The following is a 21,338-nucleotide window of genomic DNA, read 5'->3' as shown; positions in this document are numbered from 1 at the left end:
ATATTCTAGCATTGAAAATAAATTATGTAAATGTATAAATATATATAAAAATCATTGTGTGACAGCCGTAACCTCAAGTTCTATTAAGGCTTTATCATTAGGAAAGTTGCAAACAACGGTTGTTCTTGCAGGTGTAGCAATTGAAAAAACTTCCTTGAACAGTTTGTTCATAAGTTCAAAGTCTCCCTGATTTTTCATATAAACAACTACTCTAACTATATTTTTCATTGAGGAGTTGCTCTGATCAAGAATTTTTTCAACATTCGACGCAGCCCTCCTGAACTGTTGCTCAAAGGAATTATCAGAATTCTCCTTTACTCCTAGCTGTCCTGATAAAAATATCATTGAGTTTGCAATAACACTGTGGGAATAAGGTCCGGCTCTTCCAAGTTCTTCAACTACAACACTTTTCTTGTCCATGTATCAACAATGTAAAGATATTAATTAATCATATGCCTCTTTAAATTTATCTTTCTGCTGAATTAGAGTGTTCTTCTATCGGATTTTTTTGAATTTCTATATTCATTTCTATCCTTTGTCATAAAAACCAGGGTAGCTATCAATCCGATCATGGCAAAAATGGCAAAGAACATTATTCCCCCTCCATCCCCCAGAAATGGAGTCAAAAGACCATATCCCAATATACCTATCAACCCACCAAACCTTCCTGACGCCTCAGAAATTCCTTCTCCGGTTCCCCTAACCGATGAATCAAACTTTTCTGACGGTGCTATGACAATTGTTTTGTCTGGTCCCATGGCACCGAAGAAGAAAGCTGTGAAGAGAAAGAGTACTTTTGCATAAAGGAATGTATCTGGAAGCATAATAAGCATAAAAGCGAGAAAGAATAGGGATAAAGTTCTACCAAGGAATCCCCATAACTGTAGTGATCTCCTTCCTATACGTTCTATAAGTAGTACAGTTATAATAGCAGCAGGTATTGTTACAGACTTAATAATCAAACTTGAATATGATGCGTCTGAAGGCCCTATAAATAAAAGAGATGAAAGGAGTATGGGCAGGAAGATTGAGAGTCCCTGATCTCCAACCTGATATGAAAACCATGCCACAGATGAAAAAATTACATCTCCTGTATGATTCTGTCTAAGATACCTGAATATGTTGCCTATTGTATGGTGTCTCTTCTCTTTCCAGCTTTCGGATTCCTTGATTCTAGATCGTATTATTAGAATTGGAATAGAAAGGACAGCACCAGATACGAGCACATATCTCCATCCATTGTTGTTTATTCCAAGGAAGAATCCACCTATTCCATATGCAAGTACCATGCCAAAATTAGCAGTCATCATTACCATGGCCATATCCCTTCCTCTGGTTTTTCTTGGTCTAATTTCAGCCATAAGAGGAAAGGAAACAGCAAAATCTGCTCCTATTACAAAGCCGACAATAAGCCGAAAGAAAATCAGCCAGTAGGCATTTGGGGAAATGGCGCTTAGAGAAGATGCGAAAAAATACCCTACAAAATCTAAAAACAGAATACCTTTTCTTCCAAACTTATCCGCCAGTAATCCGCCAAGAAAACCACCAAAAATTGCTCCTATTAATGCTGCAGCCCCGATTAAGGTAACGGTTATTGGTGACAGATGCCATATACCCTTTAGAACGAGCATGGCAATGGAAATTGCAGCCAGATCGAAGGTTGCAATAAATATACCCGAACCTAAAATTATCATTTGGGTTCTAGAATCCCGGTTATTAATTCCATTCGCAGCCTGATAATTAAGTTCTTCACTCATTATTTCATCTCCCATGGTAATGTAAGGATATCCTTACATTACATCTTTATACTTAAATCATTTATACAAAATATCTAGACATCTACGACATAAATTGTTGGGATAATTCTTTCATTTTCCGGTTATTTATTATATTTATGGTGAATACTAAATTTATAATCAATGTGGAAAAGAAGAGATATATTTCGATCATCTTTCTCAACTCCATAAATACTTATCTTATGTGGCTAATGAATATGTTTTTTAAGAAAGTTTATAATTTTCCAATGGGTAATAAATTTAGAGCAAAAATGTCAAAAGCAAGATTCGAAATAGGAGATCATGAAAAACATGTTATAAGTGTAAACGCAAACCCCTTTCTTAAATATATTAGAATAGAGGTTGATGGTGAAAGAGTTATTGATGTACCCAATTTGGTGCCTTCTAGAAAGTTTGATCTTGAAATTGGAAATGCCGAAAAGCATAAGGTGGAAATATTTATCAGACTACTCTCACCAGTAAGACTAATGGTAGATGGAAGTGAAGTAGTGCAAATTTAAAAGTTTAAATTATGGATATATTTCTTGAACTTTTAGAGAAGGTGTGATTTCCTGGTTAGAGAACCTTAAAATGTCTAAATGTTTGTCCATTTAAAAAACATTAATTATCATAATTACACCTTGTTTCATCATTAATAAATTTCTTTCCATAATTATAGGAACACAGAAAAGCATAGTAAACAAAAGTGTTAACAAACTTTAGAAGATAATAGATCTCGGGAAATTGACCCAAATAAGCCAATTACAGAAGCTGCTATAAATGAGATATTATGGAATGGTTGTTATGATGAATTAGTACCAGTCATATACACTTTCATTGCTGCTTGTTTTCAAATTCACTTGGGATACCTTCATAATTACATTCTTTGCACTTAATGTAATCCCCTAATGCAGTAAAACCTATGCCCACACCGACCCTTTTCCTTCCAAATACTGGCTTCTTGAAAATTTTTTCGCATTTTGGACATTTTATCATTTTTGACATTTTAGTTCATCTCTCATTGTTATAGTTTATATAGAACAGGTATATTTATTTAACCTTAAAGAGGGCGCAGATTTAAATCAGTCCGCTTGAGTCTTACTCTGTGGAAATATGGAAAAAAATATGAATCATAAATTACAATTCCAGAAAACAATGTTTTCATGAAACCAGGGAAGTATTTCTCTAATGAAGTTATTATAGTAAGCATATAGTGAAAGAACAGTGAAAATATGGCAAACGAATATTTTACGGATGAAGTGCTGTTAGAGGTACTAAAGTCTCCAGAGATGCTGAGGGTGCTTCGCCATATGCATTTGGCGAAGGTGGATTATGCCAAGAACACTTCAAGGTACACCGAAATCCCTCTGATGAGAGTTACAGATTATATGAAACGACTCCATTCGATGAAACTTCTGGATATATATGAAAATACTTCAATTAAACGTACCTCAGCAAAACTAAAGAAAAGTGCAGAGGTGCATAAACATCATACTTATTATCAGATCACCAGGAATGGTGACATTCTCCTGAAAGAGGTAACACCGGAAAATTATTTCAGACTTATAGGACCAGAGGTTATTGGATCATTATGCCATATGGAAGCGATATCTGATTTTCCTGACATGAAAGAAAAGCTTATGGAATTCAATCTCTTGGATCAAGACAGCAAGATTACAGAACTGGGGAATGAGCTCCTGAAATACGGGAAAAGCAAACAGAAAGTTAGGTGTTAATGCCAGCTGAAGAGAAATTTAAGCTCCATGAGATTAAAGATTTGCCTGCACTTGAATAATGTCATCAAGCTAGGAAAAGGAATACCCTTCTGTTTACAACACATATCTAACATTTGCTAGTCAATCATCCGTGCTTAGGGGCACACAATCTTCAAGTTTCCATATAAATGCATAGATATCAACAGGAACAGATGGAAAGCTAGCATTTGTTATAGCTGGAGCTGTGAATCCATTAGTATACCGTCTATAATAGCATAAACAAAGATCTTAAAAAGGAGGAGAGTAATGAATATGACCGCGCGCTAAACGATATGAAGATTTGTGGGTGTGAATTATTTGTTAAAATTCAGACTTCAATAAATAGAGTTAAGCCTGAAACATAGAACTTGAAAATGTCATACATTGCTAATGAAAATCAAAAAGTATTATAATGGATGTAAATTATCAATATATGATCAAGGTTATTGGAGCAATTGATAATGCAACCGTATGGAATACAACCTATCATCTTATATTTACAAATGAGGAAATATACCAATTTCTCACAATGGAAGGAAAAGAGCAGCGATCAGATTTGATTCGAACTCAGATAAGTAATCCTTATAGAATGATCCCGTTAGGGGGTACGGTTTCCAATTATAAAGTAACACAGGAAGAGGTATCTTGGTTAATAGATGAAAATTTAAGGAGAGGAAAAGAAATAGAGGAGAATCTGGATTCAAAAATAAAAGAAGTACCTCCAAAGTTCACGGTGATACCGTATTCAAGTGTTGATAAAGTTGAACTTACAAACGGAACTCCATTATCTCTCCCCCACCTTTTACTAGATTCAGATGGAAAAAAAATTAAGTTTCATCTTGTTCACAATAATTTCAAGGGAAGGGGAAAGCTTAATGAGGACATATTTCTTAGTTACGAAAATATATTAAAAGAAGCATTTGGTGATAAGCTAAATGTTAAGAATTAAGCCTCACAACCCTAGGATTTTTTGGTTAAGTTTACCTATTAGCATTCAGAACCTATTTTTATCAACTCTCCTTCAATTGTTTAAATCAGAGCGGGAAATTTATCAGAAATAGTTTGGTGTCTATTAAGAAATAAGTTCCTACGTTCAAAGATTATTCTACTTTAAAGGCAGATTTGGATACCAAGTATGCCGGATCTAGTCAATCTAAGCACCAAAGAAATACTCTAGTATGGAAATTTAAGATGGTATCATTAAGTAAGATCGTATTACAGGAGATTAAGAGTATGTAAGTTTGCTGGTGACTCTTTTATTATGGATGTATAATGTACACCCACACAATGAAAGTTCTATTGGCACACCTATGCGAGAGAACGTCAGTTCAGAATTTATCAATAATACAACATTAAAAAACCATCGGGGTCTTTCTAGATTCAAAGGTGTAATGATGTGGATAAGAGCCCGGCATCGAAAATTATCATCATTCCATTTTGTTGGAACATAGTTCGAGACACACATCAAATTCTAAATCCCGACTTCCGGATTTGAACCAGAGACCTGCGGATTACGGCGGTATTTACGTGCCGTACTTTCCCTCTACAGTCCGCCGCTCTACCAGCTGAGCTAAGTCGGGATTAATACCCATAGATAACCGTTCATAAAAATATTTTCCCTTAATGCAACATAATCTGAGTAAAATTTAGGAGAAAGTTATAACTATTAAGAATAAAATTAAATTTATAATGCTAAAAGGGCACATTCTCTAATAAATATTTATACGAGTATAACCACAATTTCTTAAATTTTAATATATATGGCATAATTCTAAAAAATGGAGACAATGGGACTAAATATAAACAGTGTTGAAGTTAATGGATACACCAAAATTGCAAACCACGGGATGATTGCTAATAATAGAACAGCAGCATTAATCTCCATGAATGGAACAGTTGACTGGCTGTGTCTCCCAGATTTTTCTTCAAATCCAGTGTTCGATTCGATTCTCGATAAAAATAAGGGGGGATATCTCACAACAAGACCAGTAGATACCGAGGGCATGACAGTCACCCAGAAATATGTTCCAAAAACATTGATTCTGCAAACCACATTTCTAAAGAATGGTAAACCTGTGCTTATGCTTACAGATTTCCTCCCTGCAACTCCCTATGCAAGCATAAATTTTCCAGAAATGCACAGAATGATACAGGCTTTTGATGAGGCTATTGATGTTAAAATTGAACTCAAGGCAACACTTGATTACCGCTTATCCCCTGTAAAAATTTTGCTACTGGAAAATGGGGCAGTTTATCACAAGAATTCAAGAAAAATTGGTATATATGCAAATACCAAATTTAGGGATGGAGACAGAAAAATCAGAGGCAATATAAGTCTAAAACCTGGACAAAAGGAGTGGATTGTGATATCCTATAATATGGCCGATGATGATTTACGAAATTATAAGTCACAAGTGAGATATGATGAAACAAAAAGTTACTGGGAGGATTTTGTCTCGCAGAGCACATATAATGGCTTAATGAAGGATATAGCACTGAGATCAGCTCTAACCTTAAGGGCACTATTTTATGATCCAACCGGTATGATGGTAGCTGCCCCAACTTCCAGCCTTCCAGAGTGTATCGGTGGCGAGAGGAACTGGGATTACAGATATTCATGGATAAGGGACACATCATATGTTATTGAGGCACTTTCCATGATGGGCCTGAAGTTTGTTGCAACAAATTATCTGTATGACATGATGGATATTATAGAAAAGAAAGACGATATGAAAGTACTGTACAGCATAGATTCCAAAGATGATCTGGAAGAGTATGAAATCGACTATGAAGGGTACATGAATTCTTCTCCAGTGAGAATGGGAAATCTAGCATCCAAGCAATTTCAACTTGATATATACGGTTCAATGATTAATGCAATCTACCATCTTGCAATGATCGGAGGTACTGTAAACGCATACATGTGGGACCTTGTAATAAAAATAATCGACAAAATACGTCATGTGTGGAGAACACCCGATTCTAGTATCTGGGAATTTAGGACACCTCCAAGACATTATACTTATTCTAAAGTTATGTGCTGGATGGGTTATGACAGGGCAATAAAAATTGGCAAATTGCTGAATTTCAAGGGTGATTATATAACCTGGGAAAAGGAGATGAACGAAATCAAATCAGATATATTACAGAATGGGGTGGATAAAGAAACACAGTCATTTGTACAGTACTATGGCTCCAAAGATGTTGATAGTTCTCTCTTAAGAATATCACTTACAGGATTTCTCGACTCCAATGATACTAGAATTAAGTCAACTGTGAACAGGATTGAAAAAGAATTAATGGGGAAAGATTACCTTATGAGGAGATATAATAACGATGATGGATTCAACTGCAAGGACAATGCATTCCTACTGACTTCATTCTGGTATGCAGAGATCCTTTCTGAACAGGGTAATGTTGAAAAAGCAAAACATGTTTTGGAAACACTAATAAGTAAGGGAAACCACCTCCATCTATTTTCTGAAGAAATTGATATGGAAACAGGGGAACAACTTGGTAACTTTCCACAGGCAATCACCCATCTTGGAGTGATCAGGGCCATATGCAAAGCAAACGAAAAATTAAATGGTAAAAATTAAGAAGTAAATTTTTAAATGTAATTTTAAGCAGTTTTAAATTTTGCAAGATCCTGAATATTTTTCTTTATATCATCGATCTGAGTGGTGAGATCCTGAATAATCTCTTCAAGTATTTCATCAAAATCCTTTGATAATCTGTACCCATGAACTGGTCTTCCTTTGCCTTCTTTCTTCATGTTACGTTTATTTATCCATCCTCTTCTTCTAAGCCATTGCATGGCAATAGACACTTCAGGCTGCCTGAGACCAGCCTCGCGTTCAATCTCAATACTGGTTACTTCTTCCTTCCCTCTTGTGTAAACGAGTGTGTATGCAACGCTTCTGGGAATGTTAGAAACAATCAGAATTTTGGCTAATTTATTTGCTTCTTCTGTTAACGTCATTGTTATCACATAATAATATAATTATAATATATATATTCTTCTCAAAATATGTTGAATATTATTTATTCTTTCCTCTAACTCTTTGCAAGTGCCTCTAGTTTACTTATGATAGTGTACAGGGATGCCCTTCCATGTGAAGGAACATTTGGATCGTTCGAAATTTCATCCAGCATGGAAATTGCGGTTGCACACCTTATATCTAAGCTTGTTTTCTGATTCTCAAGCTTTGTTTTGGCATCAGAAGCATTCTTCCTTACATTTTTTGGCACTGACGTATCTAGCGACATTTCTTCAAGCAAATACATTACTTCGTTAAACAAATTCGAATCCATATAAATCACTCCACAAACACTCTCTTATTTTCCTTCTTGATGCTTACAACCATCATGGTCTTTGAATCTCTAACTCCAGATATTTTACTGAGCCTGTTCAGAATGTATTTTTGAAACTCGTTATAATCTGGAAATCTCACCTTTACTATAATGTCAAAATCGCCGGTTACAACAAATACATCCTCAACGTGTGGTTCTGACACTATTTCGGCAGCAATATTTTCCACTCTATTAATTTCTACCCTCATACCCACCAAAGCCGTTACTATTTTTCGATCGAATACTCGATCTAGATCAACATCAAGACCACTGTTTTGCATCAAAAGGACACTCCGAAAATTCAATACCTTATTTCTAACTACATTTTAAATTTTCCAGTATTCTAAGATTTTATTATATATTTTGACTCATTTATAATTAATTTCCTCTACACCACTATTCTTACCAACTATGGTTTTCCATGTCATCCCATGAAATATGCCCACTTCCACAACCCCAGGTATCATTTTCAACTTTGTTTGAATATCCTGAACATTATCGATCAATCCAAAATCCGAATCAATAACAATATTACCGTTGTCGCTTCTGTTTTTATTTTCTGGTCTCAGGGTTACTTTGCAACCCTTATTTTCAATATTTTGAATTGTCTGTTCTGCCAAAAATGGTAGTATCTCAACAGGAACCTTGAATTTTCCAAGCTTATTTACTAGTTTGCTCTGATCGGCTATTATAATTAACTTTTGACTGTTTGCCGCTACAATCTTTTCTCTGGTTAGAGCTGCACCCCCTCCCTTAATTAAATTTCCATTTGGATCAATCTCATCAGCTCCGTCTATGTCTATTGCAATACTCCCGTGAAATTCAGTAGATGTCCTTAATCCACCAGAATTCAACAAATACATAGTTTCCAGGGAGGTTGGAACAAATGTAACATCAGAATATTTCCTGGATTCCTCAACTAAAAGTTTGATAAGGAATTTTACTGTTGATCCGGTACCGATACCAACAAAACCTTCTTTTGGAACATATGGGATTGCTTTTACAGCGGCTTTTTCCTTTAATCTACTTTCATCCATAGATCCAATATGATTTCTTTAAATTAAATCAATCGATACGTACACATGGAAATAAAATCAAAATCTTGGAAAGAAAGTTATACACAGATAGAGAGACTGGTTCTTCCAGCAGATACCAATGTATTCAATGCTCTTTATGGTGGTAGATTAATGGAATGGATAGATAACGTGGCATCAATAGTTGCATTTAAGCATTGCAGACAGGGAACAGTCACTGGAAGTATTGATAGTTTATTCTTTCTTGCGCCCATACACCTTGGGTTCATTGTCAATATGAAGGGAAGGGTTAATTACACAACCAAGACGACAATGGAAATAGAAGTAGATGTTTCTGCACAGGATGCACTTTCAGGGAAGGAAAGGTTTACCACAAAAGCTTACCTCACTTATGTGGCTGTTGATGTAGATGGGAGACCATCTCCAGTTCCAGGATTGATACTTGATGACGACGATTCAAAGGATAGATTCAAGTCCGGTGAAGAAAGGAGCTTAAGGAGGCTTGAACTGTTAAAATCTGTGAAAAAAGAAGCTCAGATTTTCGATGATATGCATTAATAAGCATTCATGAAAACAATTTTTAATATTACTTTTTTATCCAGTTGTGTATTTAAGCAACTTTTTAGAAACTATGAGAAACTATACATCTTCATCGAGCCTTACAGGATTAATATCCCGTTCAACTGACATTATTGTTGGAATATCTGCTTTTATAATAGCTATACTCTGGATTCCTATCGCGTTTTCCTTCTTCAGTGCAGATGAACAAAGAAAGTATCAGTCATATGGTAGAGCAAAAAATGCTGCAATTGGCACCCTCATATATGTTCTGGCGATAAGTGGAACCCTATTTGCAATTTTCAAGTATATAGCAGTTGGGTAAAATTGCTAAGCATCTCTTCCATCCTGTCTCCCTTAGGGACACTTATTTTATCCTTAGAATTACTAATTTCTTCATCACTATGGAAGATTGCAATTCATGACGGATTAGAGAGCACTTATGATTTTGAATTCTGGAAGGCGTTCAATCTTAACATACAGACTTTTCGTTCTGACCTATTTGTTATGATTCCTTATTTACTGTTATTTTCTGCCATCTATTCTTCATTTTATCTGATATCTTCTAAAAATGGGAAATCTCAAGAAATTCTACTTAAATTCTCGGAAAGTGCCATTTTCTTTGTTATTTCAATGATACTCATTAATAGCTTTTCAATTGGAACCATGGACGTGTCAAAACTCATTTTATCTCAATCAACAAAATGGTCTTATTACTTTTCCATTTCATACATGCTTGGAAATGTATCTTCTTTCTTTTCATCCAAAAGCTCTATCCTTGAGATAGTATTCGATGGTATTTATCTTACTGCCGCAATGTCAATGCTGAGCTTTCTCATGCTCAGGGTTGCCATTCTTATAACTCTGTACATATTTCTCCCATTTCTTTCCCTATTAACCGGAATAGATGCATTTAGAAAGTTCGTGGTCAAACTATGGCTCCTGTATGTGCAGTTGCTTGTATCACCACTTATAATTTTACTGTTAATATACTTCTACTTCAATTTTTCAGGATATTTCTTCATCCAGCTGGGTTTCCTTTCTCTCCTTTCCATTTTGCCATATTCTTTTATATATACATCTTACAGGTTAAACCAATCCAATTCAGGATTATTCTCAAACTTCTTTCTACTATCTGGATATGGTTTATTGAGTACTGCGTTTGATAAAGGGATAAGATTGGAAAAGCAAAAGCACGAAGAGAGGGTAAGAAATTTGAAATCCCAAAATCCTGAATTAAATCAGCCCCAGTTTTTCAGAATCAATGATAAAGATGAGGGTTATGATGGATAGTGAAATCGCAAACCCCATTAAACCATTATCTAATATCTTTGATTACAGGAGTGCTGATAATCAAAAATTAATCTCTGTGGTAGTCTTAATTCTTTCTATTTTAGCCCTGCTATACATTATTCATGGTTACCAAAACCCACTCATAATGATTGTATTGATTTCAGTAGCTGCAATCTTCTCAATTTCATACTACCTCATAAAAATTAGATACTCCAGTTCGACGAAGCCGTTTTCAACGGAAAGATTCCTAATATTGAAACTTGATGCAAATTTTTCATGGAATGGAAATTCGGAAAAGGTTAAAAGTCAAATATCCCTAATAAACGGCATCAGTGAGTATCTTGATCAGAAATTCATAATGTTATCCATATCTGAAGAGAATCATGGAAATCTGGATAATCGAGGACCTATTACAAAATCTCTTGACAATGTTATTGGTGCTGGAGCGAAGTCTTTTTTAAATACGTCTTATATAGCTATGGAACTGGTTTCTCAGGAAAATGATTCACACTTAAACCTAATAGAAAATCTTGAACAACATGGAATAATGGCAACCATTGTTGATGGGGAAGAAAGAAAGAGGATATTGCAAAGGTTGTCTCAGATCAAGGGATACAGAAATGGATATAGAATGCATTCTATGGGAAATCAGAAATCCATAACACTTTTGGTAACGCAAATAAGCAATGGTTCATTATTTCAAATATCGCGATTTATTAGTGCTTCAAATCTGGCAGTTGATACCTTTGTTAGATTTCGAAAAATTTCAAAGGAAAATCCACACTTCAAAAGAAGAGTTACATCAATACTAACCCGCAAAAGATTACTGTCAGAAAAGGGAAGGCATATAGGAAACACTCTGAAAAATAAGGTGGACGCAGCAACCGAGTTCAGAAAGGATGTCGATAAATACTGTTACAATGTGGAATTACTATTAACTGTTTCATCTGATAAATTCTACCAACTTGCCAGAATTATAGACCAACTTCAAAATCATGCCAGATTATGGGGAATAGAGCTGGTAATACCAAAACAAAGAAACATTGCTTTTAACTGGTTCAACCTGAACCGAATACTTATAGAATACCCTCAACCCAGATCTAAATTGGTTTCTTTTTTTCCAATTCTGTTTGAATCGAGAGGAAGTGGGATAATTATTGGAAATGAAGACCTTACAGGTAATCCTGTATTTTTTGATCCATATCCTATGAGCAGTCACAATATTCTGGTTATGGGCGAAACAGGATCTGGAAAAAGTTTCTTTTCGAAGATTCTACTTACAAGAATGATTGTGCTTGGTTATGTTTCCAGAATTCTGGTTCTTGATGTTCTGGGTGAATACGATGAAAGACTCTGGAGAGAGAATATCACTGGTGAATCAGCTAGAAGCGAAAATATCGAAATGGAAATAAGAAAATGCAGTGATGATGATCTGCTTGACCATCTCTTGTATGCAGAATTATTCATGAAGCGTTCTGGAAATGTTCCAACAATTATTCTTATTGAAGAGGGTCACAGATTTTTCAGAAACAGGGAATGTGAAAGACAAATAGTAGAGATGATAAAAGTTTCAAGGCACTTTCTTACCTCTGTTCTCATTGTATCTCAGGATTCGTCAGATTTCACCACAGAAAATGGAAAAAAGATTCTAAATAATTCACTCAATATATTCATATTTAGGAATAAACTAATTTCAAATCTTCAGAAATTTGGTATTAATCTATCAGATTATGGTTTAAAAAATCTACATATGTCCCTTTCAGGTGGAAAAAATAGTCCATTCTCAGAAACAATTCTATTCTCTCAGGATGAAATGACTAAGATAAAAATTATAGCCTCAGACTGGGAGATTGAAAATTTTAGTTAAAAGATCCAGATTTTACGAAAGCTATTCCAAGTATACCGAATATTGCCATAGGCAGACAAAAAGAATAGAGTCCCGGGTCTGACCATGTATTATATAGAATTGACCACGAGAGATAGAATAGTACACCGATTATCAAAAATATGAAACTTATGGCAAGTAAGGCATTACTGTAATTAATATAGGAAGATACGCCTTTCTTTCCCTCTAAATAGTTCTTCTTCTCCATTTTTACTGAAGTATATTCCAAATTGTGTTATAAAATTTTTCTACGAAAAGCATTCCCAATCAATTTAGATGAAAAAGATTCATACAGTATACATATTATTAAACTGTCAAGAAAATTCAAAACTTTTATTACAAGTTTTTAAATATCCGATAAATGGTAGATGAAGCAGCCTCCTATTTTCACTGTACTGATCGCGAAAGAGCAATATTTGAGGCTGGAATTAAGCTTGGTTCCATTTATCATCAGTATGTTGGGGTTCCAATGAATTTGTCCAACATAGAGGCAATAGAAACTGCAATTAAACAAAGTGTAATGGTACAGCCCTTTGTAGAAAAGGCGGAAGTTAAAATAAATAGAGCTATGGTTAAAAGATCAACAGGTCATTATAAATATGTCACTCTTAAGGGAGAAATGCTTGATGTTTACCTCACAATAAAATATAATCAGGAAGAAGTAAGGGCTAGAATGAGATACATAAAGGAACTTGATTATCCACTAATGTCACTGGAGGAATAAAAATGGCGGTTAAGATAGGTATAACCGGGCCAGTTGGGTCCATAAAGGCAGATGCGCTTGCGAAAATAATGGAAATGATTAGAAATCAGGGGAAAGAAGTACAGGGAGTTCTGGTTGGGGAAGTCTTCGAACAGAATAGACTCACAGGATACACTATTTTTGATATATACTCTAAGAAGAAAGTAGTATTTGCTGAAATTGGATTAGTATCAAGAGTGAAGATAGATAAGATTGGGGTCGATACTAAGCTTCTTGAAGAAATCCTCATCCCAAGTCTTCAGAGAGCAAGAGAGACTGCAGATGTAATAGTGATTGATGAAATCGGAAAACTTGAGTTAACAACCAAGAATGTTCAGAAAGAAATTAACGATACCCTGAATTACACAAAACCAATGATAGTAACAGTTCACAAGAAATCAAGAAACCCGGTGCTTCAGGAAATTCGTGCTCTTGAAGGTGTGAGGGTATTTGATATAACACCAATAAATAGAAGCCTACTTCCATACCGGGTTATGAAAGTACTCAATGGAGAGGAAGTGTCATAAGTATATACAGAGAAGGAAAAGTAGAGGTTGATTTCAACGTTCCTGATGGGTCATCCAGACCAGAGAAGGGACCAGGAAAGATTTCCAGTGGTTTCCTCAACTTTTCTCAAAAGTTAAACAGAGATCTTACCATATCTTTTATCAACACAGTAAAACCAAGATTGTATCTGGACGGATTTGGGGCAACAGGAATAAGGGCTTTAAGAGCAGAAAAGGAGACAGGCGTTCGTTCCGTTGTTAGTGAGAGAAGTTTCGTATCTTTTCAAAAAATAATTGAAAATGCTAAAAGTAACGAATCCCAAATTGAGATATATAATGAGCCATTTGAATCAATTGTATCAAAATTTCACTTTGATTTTATCGATGTGGACCCATATGGTTCAGTCGTACCTTTTGTGGACATCGCCATAAATTACGTAAGCAATCATGGTTATATTGGTTTCACAGCCACAGATTTAAGCGTTCTCTCAGGATCATTGAAGGATAAGAATCTACGAAGATATGGTACCGAAGTTCTAAATAATAGTTTGCGACATGAAATGGGAATCAGGAATTTACTTGGATTTATAGCAAGAAGGGCCGCTACTCTTGATTGTGGAATGGAACCAATGATCTCAATGTGGCATGGTCATTATTATAGGGTTATAGTAAGGATAAACAAGAGCGTAAAGGATGCAGAAAGCTCTCTTCTCAACTTAAAGCACATCAATTTGCATGAGATTAAAGATACGGTATATCCCGATCGATATATTGGACCAATTTGGTCTGGAAAGATGAACACTATATTCATCGAAAAAGAAATGGTTTTTCCATCAACAGTGTATGAAAAAACTTCAGATTTTATAAGAAAACTAAAGAATGAAGACATGGAACTTTTTTTTACAGACTTAAGCGAAAGTATGTCAAGGAGAAAGATCAACCTGCCGTCAACTGATTCCGTAGTTAAGATTTCTGAAGAAAATGGAATTAAGGTAGCAAGGACACATTTCTCCCCAACGGGCTTTAAGTCAGATAAACCTTTAGAACTCATAAATACCCTTATACAACAGAAAAAAGGATAATTTTAAGGGAAAGATCTTAATGTTCTATCATCTATACGCAAATACTATCACTGGGAATTGAGTCGTAATAGAGACCCGTCCGGAATAATATGGGAAATAATTTATAAAGATTAACACTTAACCCATAGTGAATCCAATAGTCAGGCTGTTTCGTCCAGTTAATGCCGTTATGGCAGTTATAGGCACTGTAATCTCGTCACTGGTGGCTATAGGATATTCAATTCAGTACAATCTTTTTACTGTTGCCATAGCTTCACTGGTTGTATTTCTTGTTTTGACAGGAGGAAACATAATGAATGACGTTCTGGATTCTGAGACAGACAAAGTAAATCATCCAGAAAGACCAATACCTACGGGGGTAATTTCCAGAAAAAGTGCAACATATATCTTCTCAGGTTCCTACATAGTCGCCGTGGTTCTAGCCATAGTATTCTTACCATTATATGGGACATTTATTGCACTGGCCGCAATTATACTTCTCATTTATTATGAAACTAAGGGAAAATATTCAGGTCTTCCCGGCAATCTTACAGTGAGTGCACTTATAGGACTTATCTTTCTTTATGGAGGTGTAATTTTCAATGATCCCCAAAAAACTATCCTTCTATTTTTCCTGGCAATGTTTTCAAATGCATCAAGGGAACTAATTAAGGACGTTCAGGATTTTGATGGCGATGTAGACAGAAAGACATTTCCCAGGGTGCACGGAAAGGGAAATGCCTTAAACTTATCCACAATATTTATTATCATAACTCTGGCTTTTTCCATTCTTCCTTATACAGAAAAAATTTTTGGAGTTTATTACCTTTTAGCAGTCATGTTGTGTGATATATTCTTTGTGATTACGATGATAACCCAGTACAGGAGCGCTAAAAAGGGTCAGCAGTTCTCTAAACTATCCATGATTCTCGGTCTCTTATCATTTACTATAGGTGGATTAACATGAATGTATATGATCAAATTATTAAGAAATCGGAGAAGGGAAAGGTTCACATGACCCTTATAGATCCAGCAACCTCAGGATTTGAAGGTAGCGCAAATATAGCCCATGAGGCGGGAAGGGCCGGTACTGACTTCATACTGCTGGGTGGTAGCACTCATCTTACCATAAAAGAGATGGACGAGGCTGCCCTAAGAATTAAATCAAAAACAGAACTTCCAGTAATCATCTTTCCAGGTTCATCCGACATGTTCACGAAAAACGCGGACGCAATATTTTTCATGTCACTTCTCAATTCTAAGGATAGGGAATTCTTAATGGATCATCAGGTGAAAGCGGCAAAGCTTGTTAAAACAAGTGGAATTGAATCTATCCCCATGGGATATATTATTTTCGAACCGGGAATGACCGTAGGAAGGGTTGGTAAAGCAATGCTCATAGGTAGAGAAGATAAATCTCTTGCCGTTAACTACGCCCTTGCAGCAGAACTGCTGGGTATGAAGCTTGTATATATGGAGGCGGGAAGCGGGGCACCATCACATATAAGCGCAAACGTGATAAAGGAAGTTAAAAAATACTCCTCTATCCCTGTGATTGTCGGAGGTGGAATCAGGACACCATTATCTGCTAAAGAAATATGTAACGCGGGTGCTGATATAATTGTTACAGGGACCTTAGCCGAACAGGCCGTTGATGTTTATTCTTCCCTAAAGCCAATAATAGATTCCATAAGATGATCATTTAAAAGATTAAAAAGCTCTAAATTTAACCCTTTACTAATATGAAATTTTTTGAGTTGAAGTTTTATATGGCAGATGAAACCATTAAAAGGAACTATAGAAAATGTAAAATAATTTAATCATAATGACATATGGTACTTAGATGGTCAAGATCAGATTAGAAATAAGTTATCTTCCCGGAGTTGAGGATCCTGAGGCAACTACACTTCACCACAATTTAGGAATTCTGGGTTATTATAGCATTGATAAGGTTTCAATGTTAAAAGTTTATGAAATGGAGTTCTCTGAGGATGAAGAAACGGCAAAAAATATGGCAAAAACCATAGCAGAGAGCATTTTGATCAATCCCGTTATAAATAACTATAAGTTAATCGTCCTGGGTGAGTAGTTTTGAATTCTGGACCAGAAACGCCTCTATATGGGGCCATCCCAATAGGGAATTTTGATAATGACTCTCTCATGGAACTAAGCTCAAAAATGGGGCTGGGGCTTGATATTGAGGAGATGATCCGTCTTAAGAATTATTTTTTATATATGGGCAGAGACCCAACTGAGACAGAGTTACAGGCAATGGGTCAGGCGTGGAGTGAACACTGCTGCTACAAATCATCTAAAATCTATCTGAAGAAATATCTTTCCAATCTTCGTACTCCATATACTGTACTTGCAATGGAAGATGATGCAGGAGTTGTAAATGTTAAGGACGACCTGGATTACGTAGTTAAAATGGAAAGTCACAATCATCCAAGTGCAGTAGAACCCTATGGTGGCGCTGCAACAGGAGTTGGAGGCATTCTCAGAGATATACTATGTATGGGTTCACAACCAATTGGAGTCATAGATTCACTGTACCTTGGTAATGGTAAGGGTGTGATACCTGAAGGTTATCTAAATACACATTTTACAGTTAACCATATAATATCAGGAATAAGGGATTATGGTAATAGGGTAGGCATACCAACTGTTGCAGGATCACTATATTTTGGAAAGCAATTTGAGGGAATACCACTGGTAAATGTTGGATGCGTTGGGGTAATAAAAGAGAAAAACATAAGCAGAAGCAGGGTCAGTTCAACCCACGATATACTAATTCTTGTTGGGGGCAAAACTGGAAGAGATGGAATACATGGAGTAAACTTTGCATCCCGTAACCTGGAAAAGGATGATCGAGAAAGCAGGAAAGCGGTACAGCTCGGTAACCCTATTGTCAAGGAACCACTCATAAAGGCAATACTAGAGGCCAATGATAAAGGACTTATAAGTGGAATGAAGGACCTCGGAGGAGGTGGGCTTTCAAGCGCAGCAGGAGAAATGTGTCTTGCAGGAGGTGCTGGTGGCGAAATTCACCTTGATAAAGTACTCACAAAAGAGCAGGGAATGCTTCCATGGGAAATCTGGATAAGTGAAAGTCAGGAGAGGATGCTCCTTGCAGTTCAACAGGAAAGCATCGATGAGATATCAGGAATATTTGAAAGATGGGATCTTCCATTTAGTATTATAGGAAGGTCTGTTCCTGGAAAAAGAATGAAATTGTTTTATCAGGAAAACCTTGTTATGGACCTTTCTTTAAACTTCCTGACATCCGGTCCATTATATTCTAAACCCTATTTTAACAGTAAACATGAGACACGCTCTACCGTTTATTTGAAAGATCCAAACAACCTGGAGGATGAAATTATTGAAGTGATAAAAGACTTCAACAACAGTGGAAAGTTTCCTGTTATTCGTCAGTATGACCATACAGTAAGAGGAAACACTGTTCAGAAACCATTTGTTGGACTTCCAAATAAAGAAACGCACTCTGACTCATCAGTTCTGAGGATGGATGATCATTCTTCTTATGGATTAAGTCTATCATCAGGTTCATCGGTAAACGCAACTCAGATAGATCCATATAATGGAACCATATGGACTCTTGCAAAGAGATTTAGAAATCTCCTCTGTTCAGGTACAGATCCACATTCCGTAATAGATTCCCTGAATTTTGGAAACCCTAACGACATGACTGTTATGATGCAATTCAAGAATTCACTGGAGGCCATTAGAGACTTCTGCAAATTCTTCTCCCTTCCGGTTGTTGCTGGGAACGTAAGCCTTTACAATCACATAGGGAAAAATAACATTCCACCAACACCCAATATACTTATGATTGGTATTACTGACAATTATTCAGAAATATTCTCACCAGATTTTAAGGAGGAAGGTTCCACATTATATCTTCTTGGATCCTCTGGATATAGCCTTGCGGGAAGTCAATATTCCATTATGAGAGACGAACAGACTGGATCCCTTGAACCAATGGATTTGGAAGAACTGGCAAGTTTCAGACGTCTGATCATAAAGCACAAATCTTCAGCTATGATAAACTCTATTCACGATATTTCAACAGGTGGGCTCATAATTTCACTGTTAGAAATGAGCTTTGGATCAGAAAAGGGTTTTAAGGTTGATATATCAAGTATATCCCCTGTGAGGGTTCTGAACAAGTTATTCTCAGAATCAGGAAACAGGTTTATTTTTGAGGTTGCCAGAGGAAAGGAGGCAGAGTTCGAAGAGGCATTCAAGGGTGTAATGACAAGGAAAATTGGGATCGTTGAGGGAAAAGAGGCAATTGTGGTAAATGATGAACAGATCATATTACACAAAAGTATTGAATCCCTAAGAACCATATGGGAGACGGGATTAGAAACAATAGTTGGATGAAGCATATGAAAGATTTTGAAAAAGTTTCAGATTATATAGAAGGCAGAAATGTTACCGTGACAGGCACATACCGATACAATTTCGATGCAGCCAGAAGCTGTGGAGCCATAACAGTTTATAATGGAAGGAATGTTGATGGCGAATCATTTGAAGTATATTCAGAACTTCTTGAATGTGGGCTGGACGAGGAAAAATTTAAGGCAAGATTCAAGAAGGTATGCGATGAAATTGAAAGCGGAAAGCTTGATGTTAGTTTCTAATGGTAAAATCAATCTTAACAAGATCACCGTCGTTAAGACTCAGCTTTTCTCTTAGATATTCTGAACTTATAATCTCAATTATATCTTTATAGACTGATCTGTAAGGGAAGATAGCAGCACATTCCACATTTTTAATTCTGCAGCCGAAAGCCTTTACGTCACCGTAAGTTCTATCGTCTGATTCAAAACCCTCAATAAGGATTCCTTCATTCGCTCTCAGCATTCTGAGCTTAGATTCATCTTCTGACAATATTTTTACATTTAGAGTTCCTGGATAGGGTATAATTCCTAGCTTTTCAGAAAACTGCACAACGTATGGTTTTTTCGACACATAGTATCTACCTTCACCCAGTCCTGAACTCACCGTCCCTGAAATTGAAAAATTCTCCATAATTCCAAGTAAATCAGATAGTTCAGCCATTTCCTCATAAAGTGCATTGATTCCCTTTTCCTCAAGGGTAATATTCTGTTTCTTGCCAGTGAGTACTCGTTTAATAAATCCTCTTTCTTCCATTTTGATAAGCAAACGAGATGCAGTTTGCTGACTCGCAAGGAGCATTTCGCCTAGCTCAGATGAACTGAGTCTTATGCTACCATGTTTTTTCTTTATTCTGGCAAGCGTTTTTAATGCACCATATTCATCAAATGAAAGACTATCCTCTTTTTTTATCAGAACCATCCTATCCTCCTACCATCCTGAAGAGTTAATGTTTTCAAGTTCAAATCAGTTGCTCTTCTGAGCAGATTTCTGTCACTGGATAATAAACACAGGTTGTATTTCAAGCATGAGTCAAGGATGCAATCATCGCCCCTCCCTTCGCCATCAACCACTTCTATCTTACCAAACATCTCAAGTCCGATTTTTGCACTTTTATTTTTCTTTGAAAGTCCATAAAGCTCTTCAACAACACATCTATTGAGAAATGGCTCAGCATTTCCGTCGAAAAATTTCAGTTCCATAAGAAGATTTATCTTCTGTTTTACTGAATATATTATTATATTTGTATCTATTAGAATTTTAATCCTTTACTACCTCCGCAATTGCTGTATTATCCCTTATTTTTTTAACCAGAATCTTCACAGTTTGCCCTTTCTTAACCCCGGGAACGATTATGCTGGTTCCATACAGTTTTGTCCTTCCTTCACCTGATTTACCAATGGAATCTATGGTTACTGTATATTTTTTGTTTTCTCTTATTTCATCCCTGTCAATCATGATTTCCCTTGACATATTAATGGGATGCTGCGCACCACATGCCTTACATGAAATCAGGCTTACCCTTGCCTCCTTGATAATTTCTGTATCCGGGGAGTTACATTCATAGCATCTCACGTACACATTCATATACTGTTCCATCTTGTTGTTGAAGTCCTCTTCAGATATTTTCCTATTAATGATGAGCCTTCTCCCATCTATTGTCATTCCAATACCAAACTCCTTCGTGAGAAACTTTGCGACTTCTTTCGGATCTCTATTTATCATCTCTACAATATCCATGAAATTCCTGACAACAGTAACCTTTCCCTCTTCCATTATTATTGCCTTTGGTATTTTCAATCTTTCCTGGCTTACAGTTGCCTTAGCAAGAACATCTGAAGCTTTTGAAAGCATTTTCTCATAATCATCAACATCCATGATACAGTATTCCATATGACTTTATTAAGTTGAACATCAAATGTGATCCTATAAGGAATGATTGATGGTTAAATTTT

The 21,338-nt window shown here is 36.1% G+C and carries 27 protein-coding genes and 1 tRNA gene; 16 read left to right on the top strand and 12 right to left on the bottom strand.

The genetic code is table 11. From position 1 onward, the window contains the following. Nucleotides 1–51: 51 nt before the first annotated feature. Nucleotides 52–420 carry a RidA family protein gene (locus tag CSP5_RS05690; RefSeq protein ID WP_148689860.1) on the bottom strand — a complete coding sequence of 123 codons (369 nt, stop codon included), beginning with the start codon at nt 418–420 and terminating at the stop codon, nt 52–54. 62 nt (nt 421–482) lie between these two features. Further along, nucleotides 483–1,757, bottom strand: coding sequence for an MFS transporter (locus CSP5_RS05685; RefSeq protein ID WP_172399417.1), 1,275 nt, complete (start codon nt 1,755–1,757; stop codon nt 483–485). Nucleotides 1,758–2,023: 266 nt separating this feature from the next. On the opposite strand from CSP5_RS05685, the gene CSP5_RS05680 reads away from it, so the two are divergent. Continuing rightward, nucleotides 2,024–2,296, top strand: a complete 273-nt coding sequence (locus CSP5_RS05680; RefSeq protein ID WP_148689858.1) for a hypothetical protein — start codon at nt 2,024–2,026, stop codon at nt 2,294–2,296. 313 nt (nt 2,297–2,609) lie between these two features. Here the strand turns inward: CSP5_RS05680 and CSP5_RS09760 are convergent, their stop codons facing one another. Further along, nucleotides 2,610–2,780: a hypothetical protein gene (locus CSP5_RS09760; RefSeq protein ID WP_172399416.1), complete on the bottom strand. Its 171-nt coding sequence runs from the start codon at nt 2,778–2,780 to the stop codon at nt 2,610–2,612. A 227-nt stretch (nt 2,781–3,007) separates the two neighbouring features. On the opposite strand from CSP5_RS09760, the gene CSP5_RS05675 reads away from it, so the two are divergent. Continuing rightward, nucleotides 3,008–3,511 (top strand): DUF2250 domain-containing protein, encoded by a 504-nt coding sequence (locus CSP5_RS05675; protein ID WP_148689857.1) that lies wholly within the window; start codon nt 3,008–3,010, stop codon nt 3,509–3,511. A 451-nt stretch (nt 3,512–3,962) separates the two neighbouring features. Continuing rightward, nucleotides 3,963–4,478, top strand: a complete 516-nt coding sequence (locus CSP5_RS05670) for a hypothetical protein (protein ID WP_148689856.1) — start codon at nt 3,963–3,965, stop codon at nt 4,476–4,478. A 527-nt stretch (nt 4,479–5,005) separates the two neighbouring features. Here the strand turns inward: CSP5_RS05670 and CSP5_RS05665 are convergent. Continuing rightward, nucleotides 5,006–5,109, bottom strand: a tRNA-Tyr gene (locus CSP5_RS05665). Between the two features lie 198 nt (nt 5,110–5,307). Here CSP5_RS05665 and CSP5_RS05660 point away from each other — a divergent pair. Beyond that, nucleotides 5,308–7,128, top strand: a complete 1,821-nt coding sequence (locus CSP5_RS05660; RefSeq protein WP_077076355.1) for a glycoside hydrolase family 15 protein — start codon at nt 5,308–5,310, stop codon at nt 7,126–7,128. 23 nt (nt 7,129–7,151) lie between these two features. Here CSP5_RS05660 and CSP5_RS05655 read toward each other — a convergent pair whose 3' ends face one another. From CSP5_RS05655 to rpiA, 4 genes are all read right to left on the bottom strand, one after another. Next, on the bottom strand, nt 7,152–7,511 hold the full coding sequence (locus CSP5_RS05655) for an ArsR family transcriptional regulator (protein ID WP_171970452.1): 360 nt from the start codon (nt 7,509–7,511) through the stop codon (nt 7,152–7,154). A gap of 74 nt (nt 7,512–7,585) precedes the next feature. Beyond that, the gene (locus CSP5_RS05650; protein ID WP_021789458.1) at nt 7,586–7,843 is read right to left on the bottom strand and encodes a UPF0147 family protein; all 258 of its coding nucleotides are present in this window, start codon (nt 7,841–7,843) and stop codon (nt 7,586–7,588) included. Nucleotides 7,844–7,848: 5 nt separating this feature from the next. Then, the gene (locus tag CSP5_RS05645) at nt 7,849–8,163 is read right to left on the bottom strand and encodes an Lrp/AsnC family transcriptional regulator (RefSeq protein WP_083705306.1); all 315 of its coding nucleotides are present in this window, start codon (nt 8,161–8,163) and stop codon (nt 7,849–7,851) included. Nucleotides 8,164–8,250: 87 nt separating this feature from the next. Then, nucleotides 8,251–8,919, bottom strand: a complete 669-nt coding sequence (gene rpiA / locus CSP5_RS05640) for a ribose-5-phosphate isomerase RpiA (RefSeq protein WP_077076353.1) — start codon at nt 8,917–8,919, stop codon at nt 8,251–8,253. Between the two features lie 45 nt (nt 8,920–8,964). On the opposite strand from rpiA, the gene CSP5_RS05635 reads away from it, so the two are divergent. From CSP5_RS05635 to CSP5_RS05620, 4 genes are all read left to right on the top strand, one after another. Then, nucleotides 8,965–9,474: an acyl-CoA thioesterase gene (locus tag CSP5_RS05635; protein WP_077076352.1), complete on the top strand. Its 510-nt coding sequence runs from the start codon at nt 8,965–8,967 to the stop codon at nt 9,472–9,474. 46 nt (nt 9,475–9,520) lie between these two features. After that, a complete protein-coding gene (locus CSP5_RS05630; protein WP_021789462.1) occupies nt 9,521–9,799 on the top strand; it encodes a hypothetical protein in 279 nt (92 codons plus the stop codon). Between the two features lie 182 nt (nt 9,800–9,981). Continuing rightward, nucleotides 9,982–10,767, top strand: coding sequence for a hypothetical protein (locus tag CSP5_RS05625; protein ID WP_206744748.1), 786 nt, complete (start codon nt 9,982–9,984; stop codon nt 10,765–10,767). Beyond that, entirely contained in the window at nt 10,757–12,634 is a 1,878-nt protein-coding gene (locus CSP5_RS05620; RefSeq protein WP_172399415.1) for a helicase HerA domain-containing protein, read from the top strand. The genes CSP5_RS05625 and CSP5_RS05620 overlap by 11 nt, the downstream gene beginning before the upstream one ends. On the opposite strand, the gene CSP5_RS05615 is transcribed toward CSP5_RS05620, so the two are convergent. Further along, on the bottom strand, nt 12,627–12,860 hold the full coding sequence (locus CSP5_RS05615; RefSeq protein ID WP_083705422.1) for a hypothetical protein: 234 nt from the start codon (nt 12,858–12,860) through the stop codon (nt 12,627–12,629). The two genes, CSP5_RS05620 and CSP5_RS05615, sit on opposite strands and share 8 nt — an antisense overlap. 153 nt (nt 12,861–13,013) lie before the next feature. On the opposite strand from CSP5_RS05615, the gene CSP5_RS05610 reads away from it, so the two are divergent. From CSP5_RS05610 to CSP5_RS05575, 8 genes are all read left to right on the top strand, one after another. Continuing rightward, entirely contained in the window at nt 13,014–13,376 is a 363-nt protein-coding gene (locus tag CSP5_RS05610; protein WP_077076349.1) for a dihydroneopterin aldolase family protein, read from the top strand. Between the two features lie 2 nt (nt 13,377–13,378). After that, nucleotides 13,379–13,921 carry an NTPase gene (locus CSP5_RS05605; RefSeq protein WP_077076348.1) on the top strand — a complete coding sequence of 181 codons (543 nt, stop codon included), beginning with the start codon at nt 13,379–13,381 and terminating at the stop codon, nt 13,919–13,921. Then, nucleotides 13,879–14,982 carry a class I SAM-dependent methyltransferase gene (locus CSP5_RS05600; RefSeq protein WP_148689853.1) on the top strand — a complete coding sequence of 368 codons (1,104 nt, stop codon included), beginning with the start codon at nt 13,879–13,881 and terminating at the stop codon, nt 14,980–14,982. Before CSP5_RS05605 ends, CSP5_RS05600 begins: the two co-directional genes overlap by 43 nt. Nucleotides 14,983–15,109: 127 nt before the next feature. After that, a complete protein-coding gene (locus tag CSP5_RS05595; RefSeq protein WP_148689852.1) occupies nt 15,110–15,928 on the top strand; it encodes a UbiA family prenyltransferase in 819 nt (272 codons plus the stop codon). Next, nucleotides 15,925–16,659: a phosphoglycerol geranylgeranyltransferase gene (locus tag CSP5_RS05590; RefSeq protein WP_021789469.1), complete on the top strand. Its 735-nt coding sequence runs from the start codon at nt 15,925–15,927 to the stop codon at nt 16,657–16,659. Before CSP5_RS05595 ends, CSP5_RS05590 begins: the two co-directional genes overlap by 4 nt. 145 nt (nt 16,660–16,804) lie before the next feature. Further along, a complete protein-coding gene (purS, locus tag CSP5_RS05585; protein WP_021789470.1) occupies nt 16,805–17,050 on the top strand; it encodes a phosphoribosylformylglycinamidine synthase subunit PurS in 246 nt (81 codons plus the stop codon). 2 nt (nt 17,051–17,052) lie between these two features. Continuing rightward, nucleotides 17,053–19,365 (top strand): phosphoribosylformylglycinamidine synthase subunit PurL, encoded by a 2,313-nt coding sequence (gene purL, locus CSP5_RS05580; RefSeq protein ID WP_241869799.1) that lies wholly within the window; start codon nt 17,053–17,055, stop codon nt 19,363–19,365. Between the two features lie 5 nt (nt 19,366–19,370). Continuing rightward, entirely contained in the window at nt 19,371–19,625 is a 255-nt protein-coding gene (locus tag CSP5_RS05575; RefSeq protein WP_148689851.1) for a hypothetical protein, read from the top strand. Here CSP5_RS05575 and CSP5_RS05570 read toward each other — a convergent pair. From CSP5_RS05570 to CSP5_RS05560, 3 genes are read right to left on the bottom strand one after another with little or no spacing between them, the layout of a single operon-like run. Then, nucleotides 19,615–20,304 carry a DUF120 domain-containing protein gene (locus tag CSP5_RS05570; protein ID WP_077076344.1) on the bottom strand — a complete coding sequence of 230 codons (690 nt, stop codon included), beginning with the start codon at nt 20,302–20,304 and terminating at the stop codon, nt 19,615–19,617. The two genes, CSP5_RS05575 and CSP5_RS05570, sit on opposite strands and share 11 nt — an antisense overlap. Continuing rightward, the gene (locus CSP5_RS05565; protein WP_277868681.1) at nt 20,295–20,636 is read right to left on the bottom strand and encodes a type II toxin-antitoxin system VapC family toxin; all 342 of its coding nucleotides are present in this window, start codon (nt 20,634–20,636) and stop codon (nt 20,295–20,297) included. The genes CSP5_RS05570 and CSP5_RS05565 overlap by 10 nt, the downstream gene beginning before the upstream one ends. A 7-nt stretch (nt 20,637–20,643) precedes the next feature. After that, nucleotides 20,644–21,261 (bottom strand): translation initiation factor IF-2 subunit beta, encoded by a 618-nt coding sequence (locus tag CSP5_RS05560; RefSeq protein ID WP_021789475.1) that lies wholly within the window; start codon nt 21,259–21,261, stop codon nt 20,644–20,646. Nucleotides 21,262–21,338: the final 77 nt, after the last annotated feature.

The sequence above is a fragment of the Cuniculiplasma divulgatum genome, from assembly GCF_900083515.1.
In the GTDB taxonomy this organism is placed as follows: domain Archaea; phylum Thermoplasmatota; class Thermoplasmata; order Thermoplasmatales; family Thermoplasmataceae; genus Cuniculiplasma; species Cuniculiplasma divulgatum.
Note: the sequence above shows the minus strand (reverse complement) of the source record. Positions and strands in the feature narration are given on the sequence as shown.

Excerpts from the sequence above, each read along its gene's own strand:
- CSP5_RS05590 (WP_021789469.1), top strand. The coding sequence starts at position 15,925 with ATGAATGTATATGATCAAATTATTAAGAAATCGGAGAAGGGAAAGGTT.
- CSP5_RS05650 (WP_021789458.1), bottom strand. The coding sequence starts at position 7,843 with ATGGATTCGAATTTGTTTAACGAAGTAATGTATTTGCTTGAAGAAATG.
- CSP5_RS05670 (WP_148689856.1), top strand. The coding sequence starts at position 3,963 with ATGATCAAGGTTATTGGAGCAATTGATAATGCAACCGTATGGAATACA.
- CSP5_RS05635 (WP_077076352.1), top strand. The coding sequence starts at position 8,965 with ATGGAAATAAAATCAAAATCTTGGAAAGAAAGTTATACACAGATAGAG.
- CSP5_RS05605 (WP_077076348.1), top strand. The coding sequence starts at position 13,379 with ATGGCGGTTAAGATAGGTATAACCGGGCCAGTTGGGTCCATAAAGGCA.
- rpiA (WP_077076353.1), bottom strand. The coding sequence starts at position 8,919 with ATGGATGAAAGTAGATTAAAGGAAAAAGCCGCTGTAAAAGCAATCCCA.
- CSP5_RS05680 (WP_148689858.1), top strand. The coding sequence starts at position 2,024 with ATGGGTAATAAATTTAGAGCAAAAATGTCAAAAGCAAGATTCGAAATA.
- CSP5_RS05570 (WP_077076344.1), bottom strand. The coding sequence starts at position 20,304 with ATGGTTCTGATAAAAAAAGAGGATAGTCTTTCATTTGATGAATATGGT.
- CSP5_RS05625 (WP_206744748.1), top strand. The coding sequence starts at position 9,982 with ATGATTCCTTATTTACTGTTATTTTCTGCCATCTATTCTTCATTTTAT.
- CSP5_RS05685 (WP_172399417.1), bottom strand. The coding sequence starts at position 1,757 with ATGAGTGAAGAACTTAATTATCAGGCTGCGAATGGAATTAATAACCGG.
- CSP5_RS05610 (WP_077076349.1), top strand. The coding sequence starts at position 13,014 with ATGGTAGATGAAGCAGCCTCCTATTTTCACTGTACTGATCGCGAAAGA.
- CSP5_RS09760 (WP_172399416.1), bottom strand. The coding sequence starts at position 2,780 with ATGTCAAAAATGATAAAATGTCCAAAATGCGAAAAAATTTTCAAGAAG.
- purS (WP_021789470.1), top strand. The coding sequence starts at position 16,805 with ATGGTCAAGATCAGATTAGAAATAAGTTATCTTCCCGGAGTTGAGGAT.
- CSP5_RS05690 (WP_148689860.1), bottom strand. The coding sequence starts at position 420 with ATGGACAAGAAAAGTGTTGTAGTTGAAGAACTTGGAAGAGCCGGACCT.
- CSP5_RS05655 (WP_171970452.1), bottom strand. The coding sequence starts at position 7,511 with ATGACGTTAACAGAAGAAGCAAATAAATTAGCCAAAATTCTGATTGTT.
- CSP5_RS05620 (WP_172399415.1), top strand. The coding sequence starts at position 10,757 with ATGATGGATAGTGAAATCGCAAACCCCATTAAACCATTATCTAATATC.
- CSP5_RS05660 (WP_077076355.1), top strand. The coding sequence starts at position 5,308 with ATGGAGACAATGGGACTAAATATAAACAGTGTTGAAGTTAATGGATAC.
- CSP5_RS05645 (WP_083705306.1), bottom strand. The coding sequence starts at position 8,163 with ATGCAAAACAGTGGTCTTGATGTTGATCTAGATCGAGTATTCGATCGA.
- CSP5_RS05615 (WP_083705422.1), bottom strand. The coding sequence starts at position 12,860 with ATGGAGAAGAAGAACTATTTAGAGGGAAAGAAAGGCGTATCTTCCTAT.
- CSP5_RS05575 (WP_148689851.1), top strand. The coding sequence starts at position 19,371 with ATGAAAGATTTTGAAAAAGTTTCAGATTATATAGAAGGCAGAAATGTT.
- CSP5_RS05560 (WP_021789475.1), bottom strand. The coding sequence starts at position 21,261 with ATGGATGTTGATGATTATGAGAAAATGCTTTCAAAAGCTTCAGATGTT.
- CSP5_RS05675 (WP_148689857.1), top strand. The coding sequence starts at position 3,008 with ATGGCAAACGAATATTTTACGGATGAAGTGCTGTTAGAGGTACTAAAG.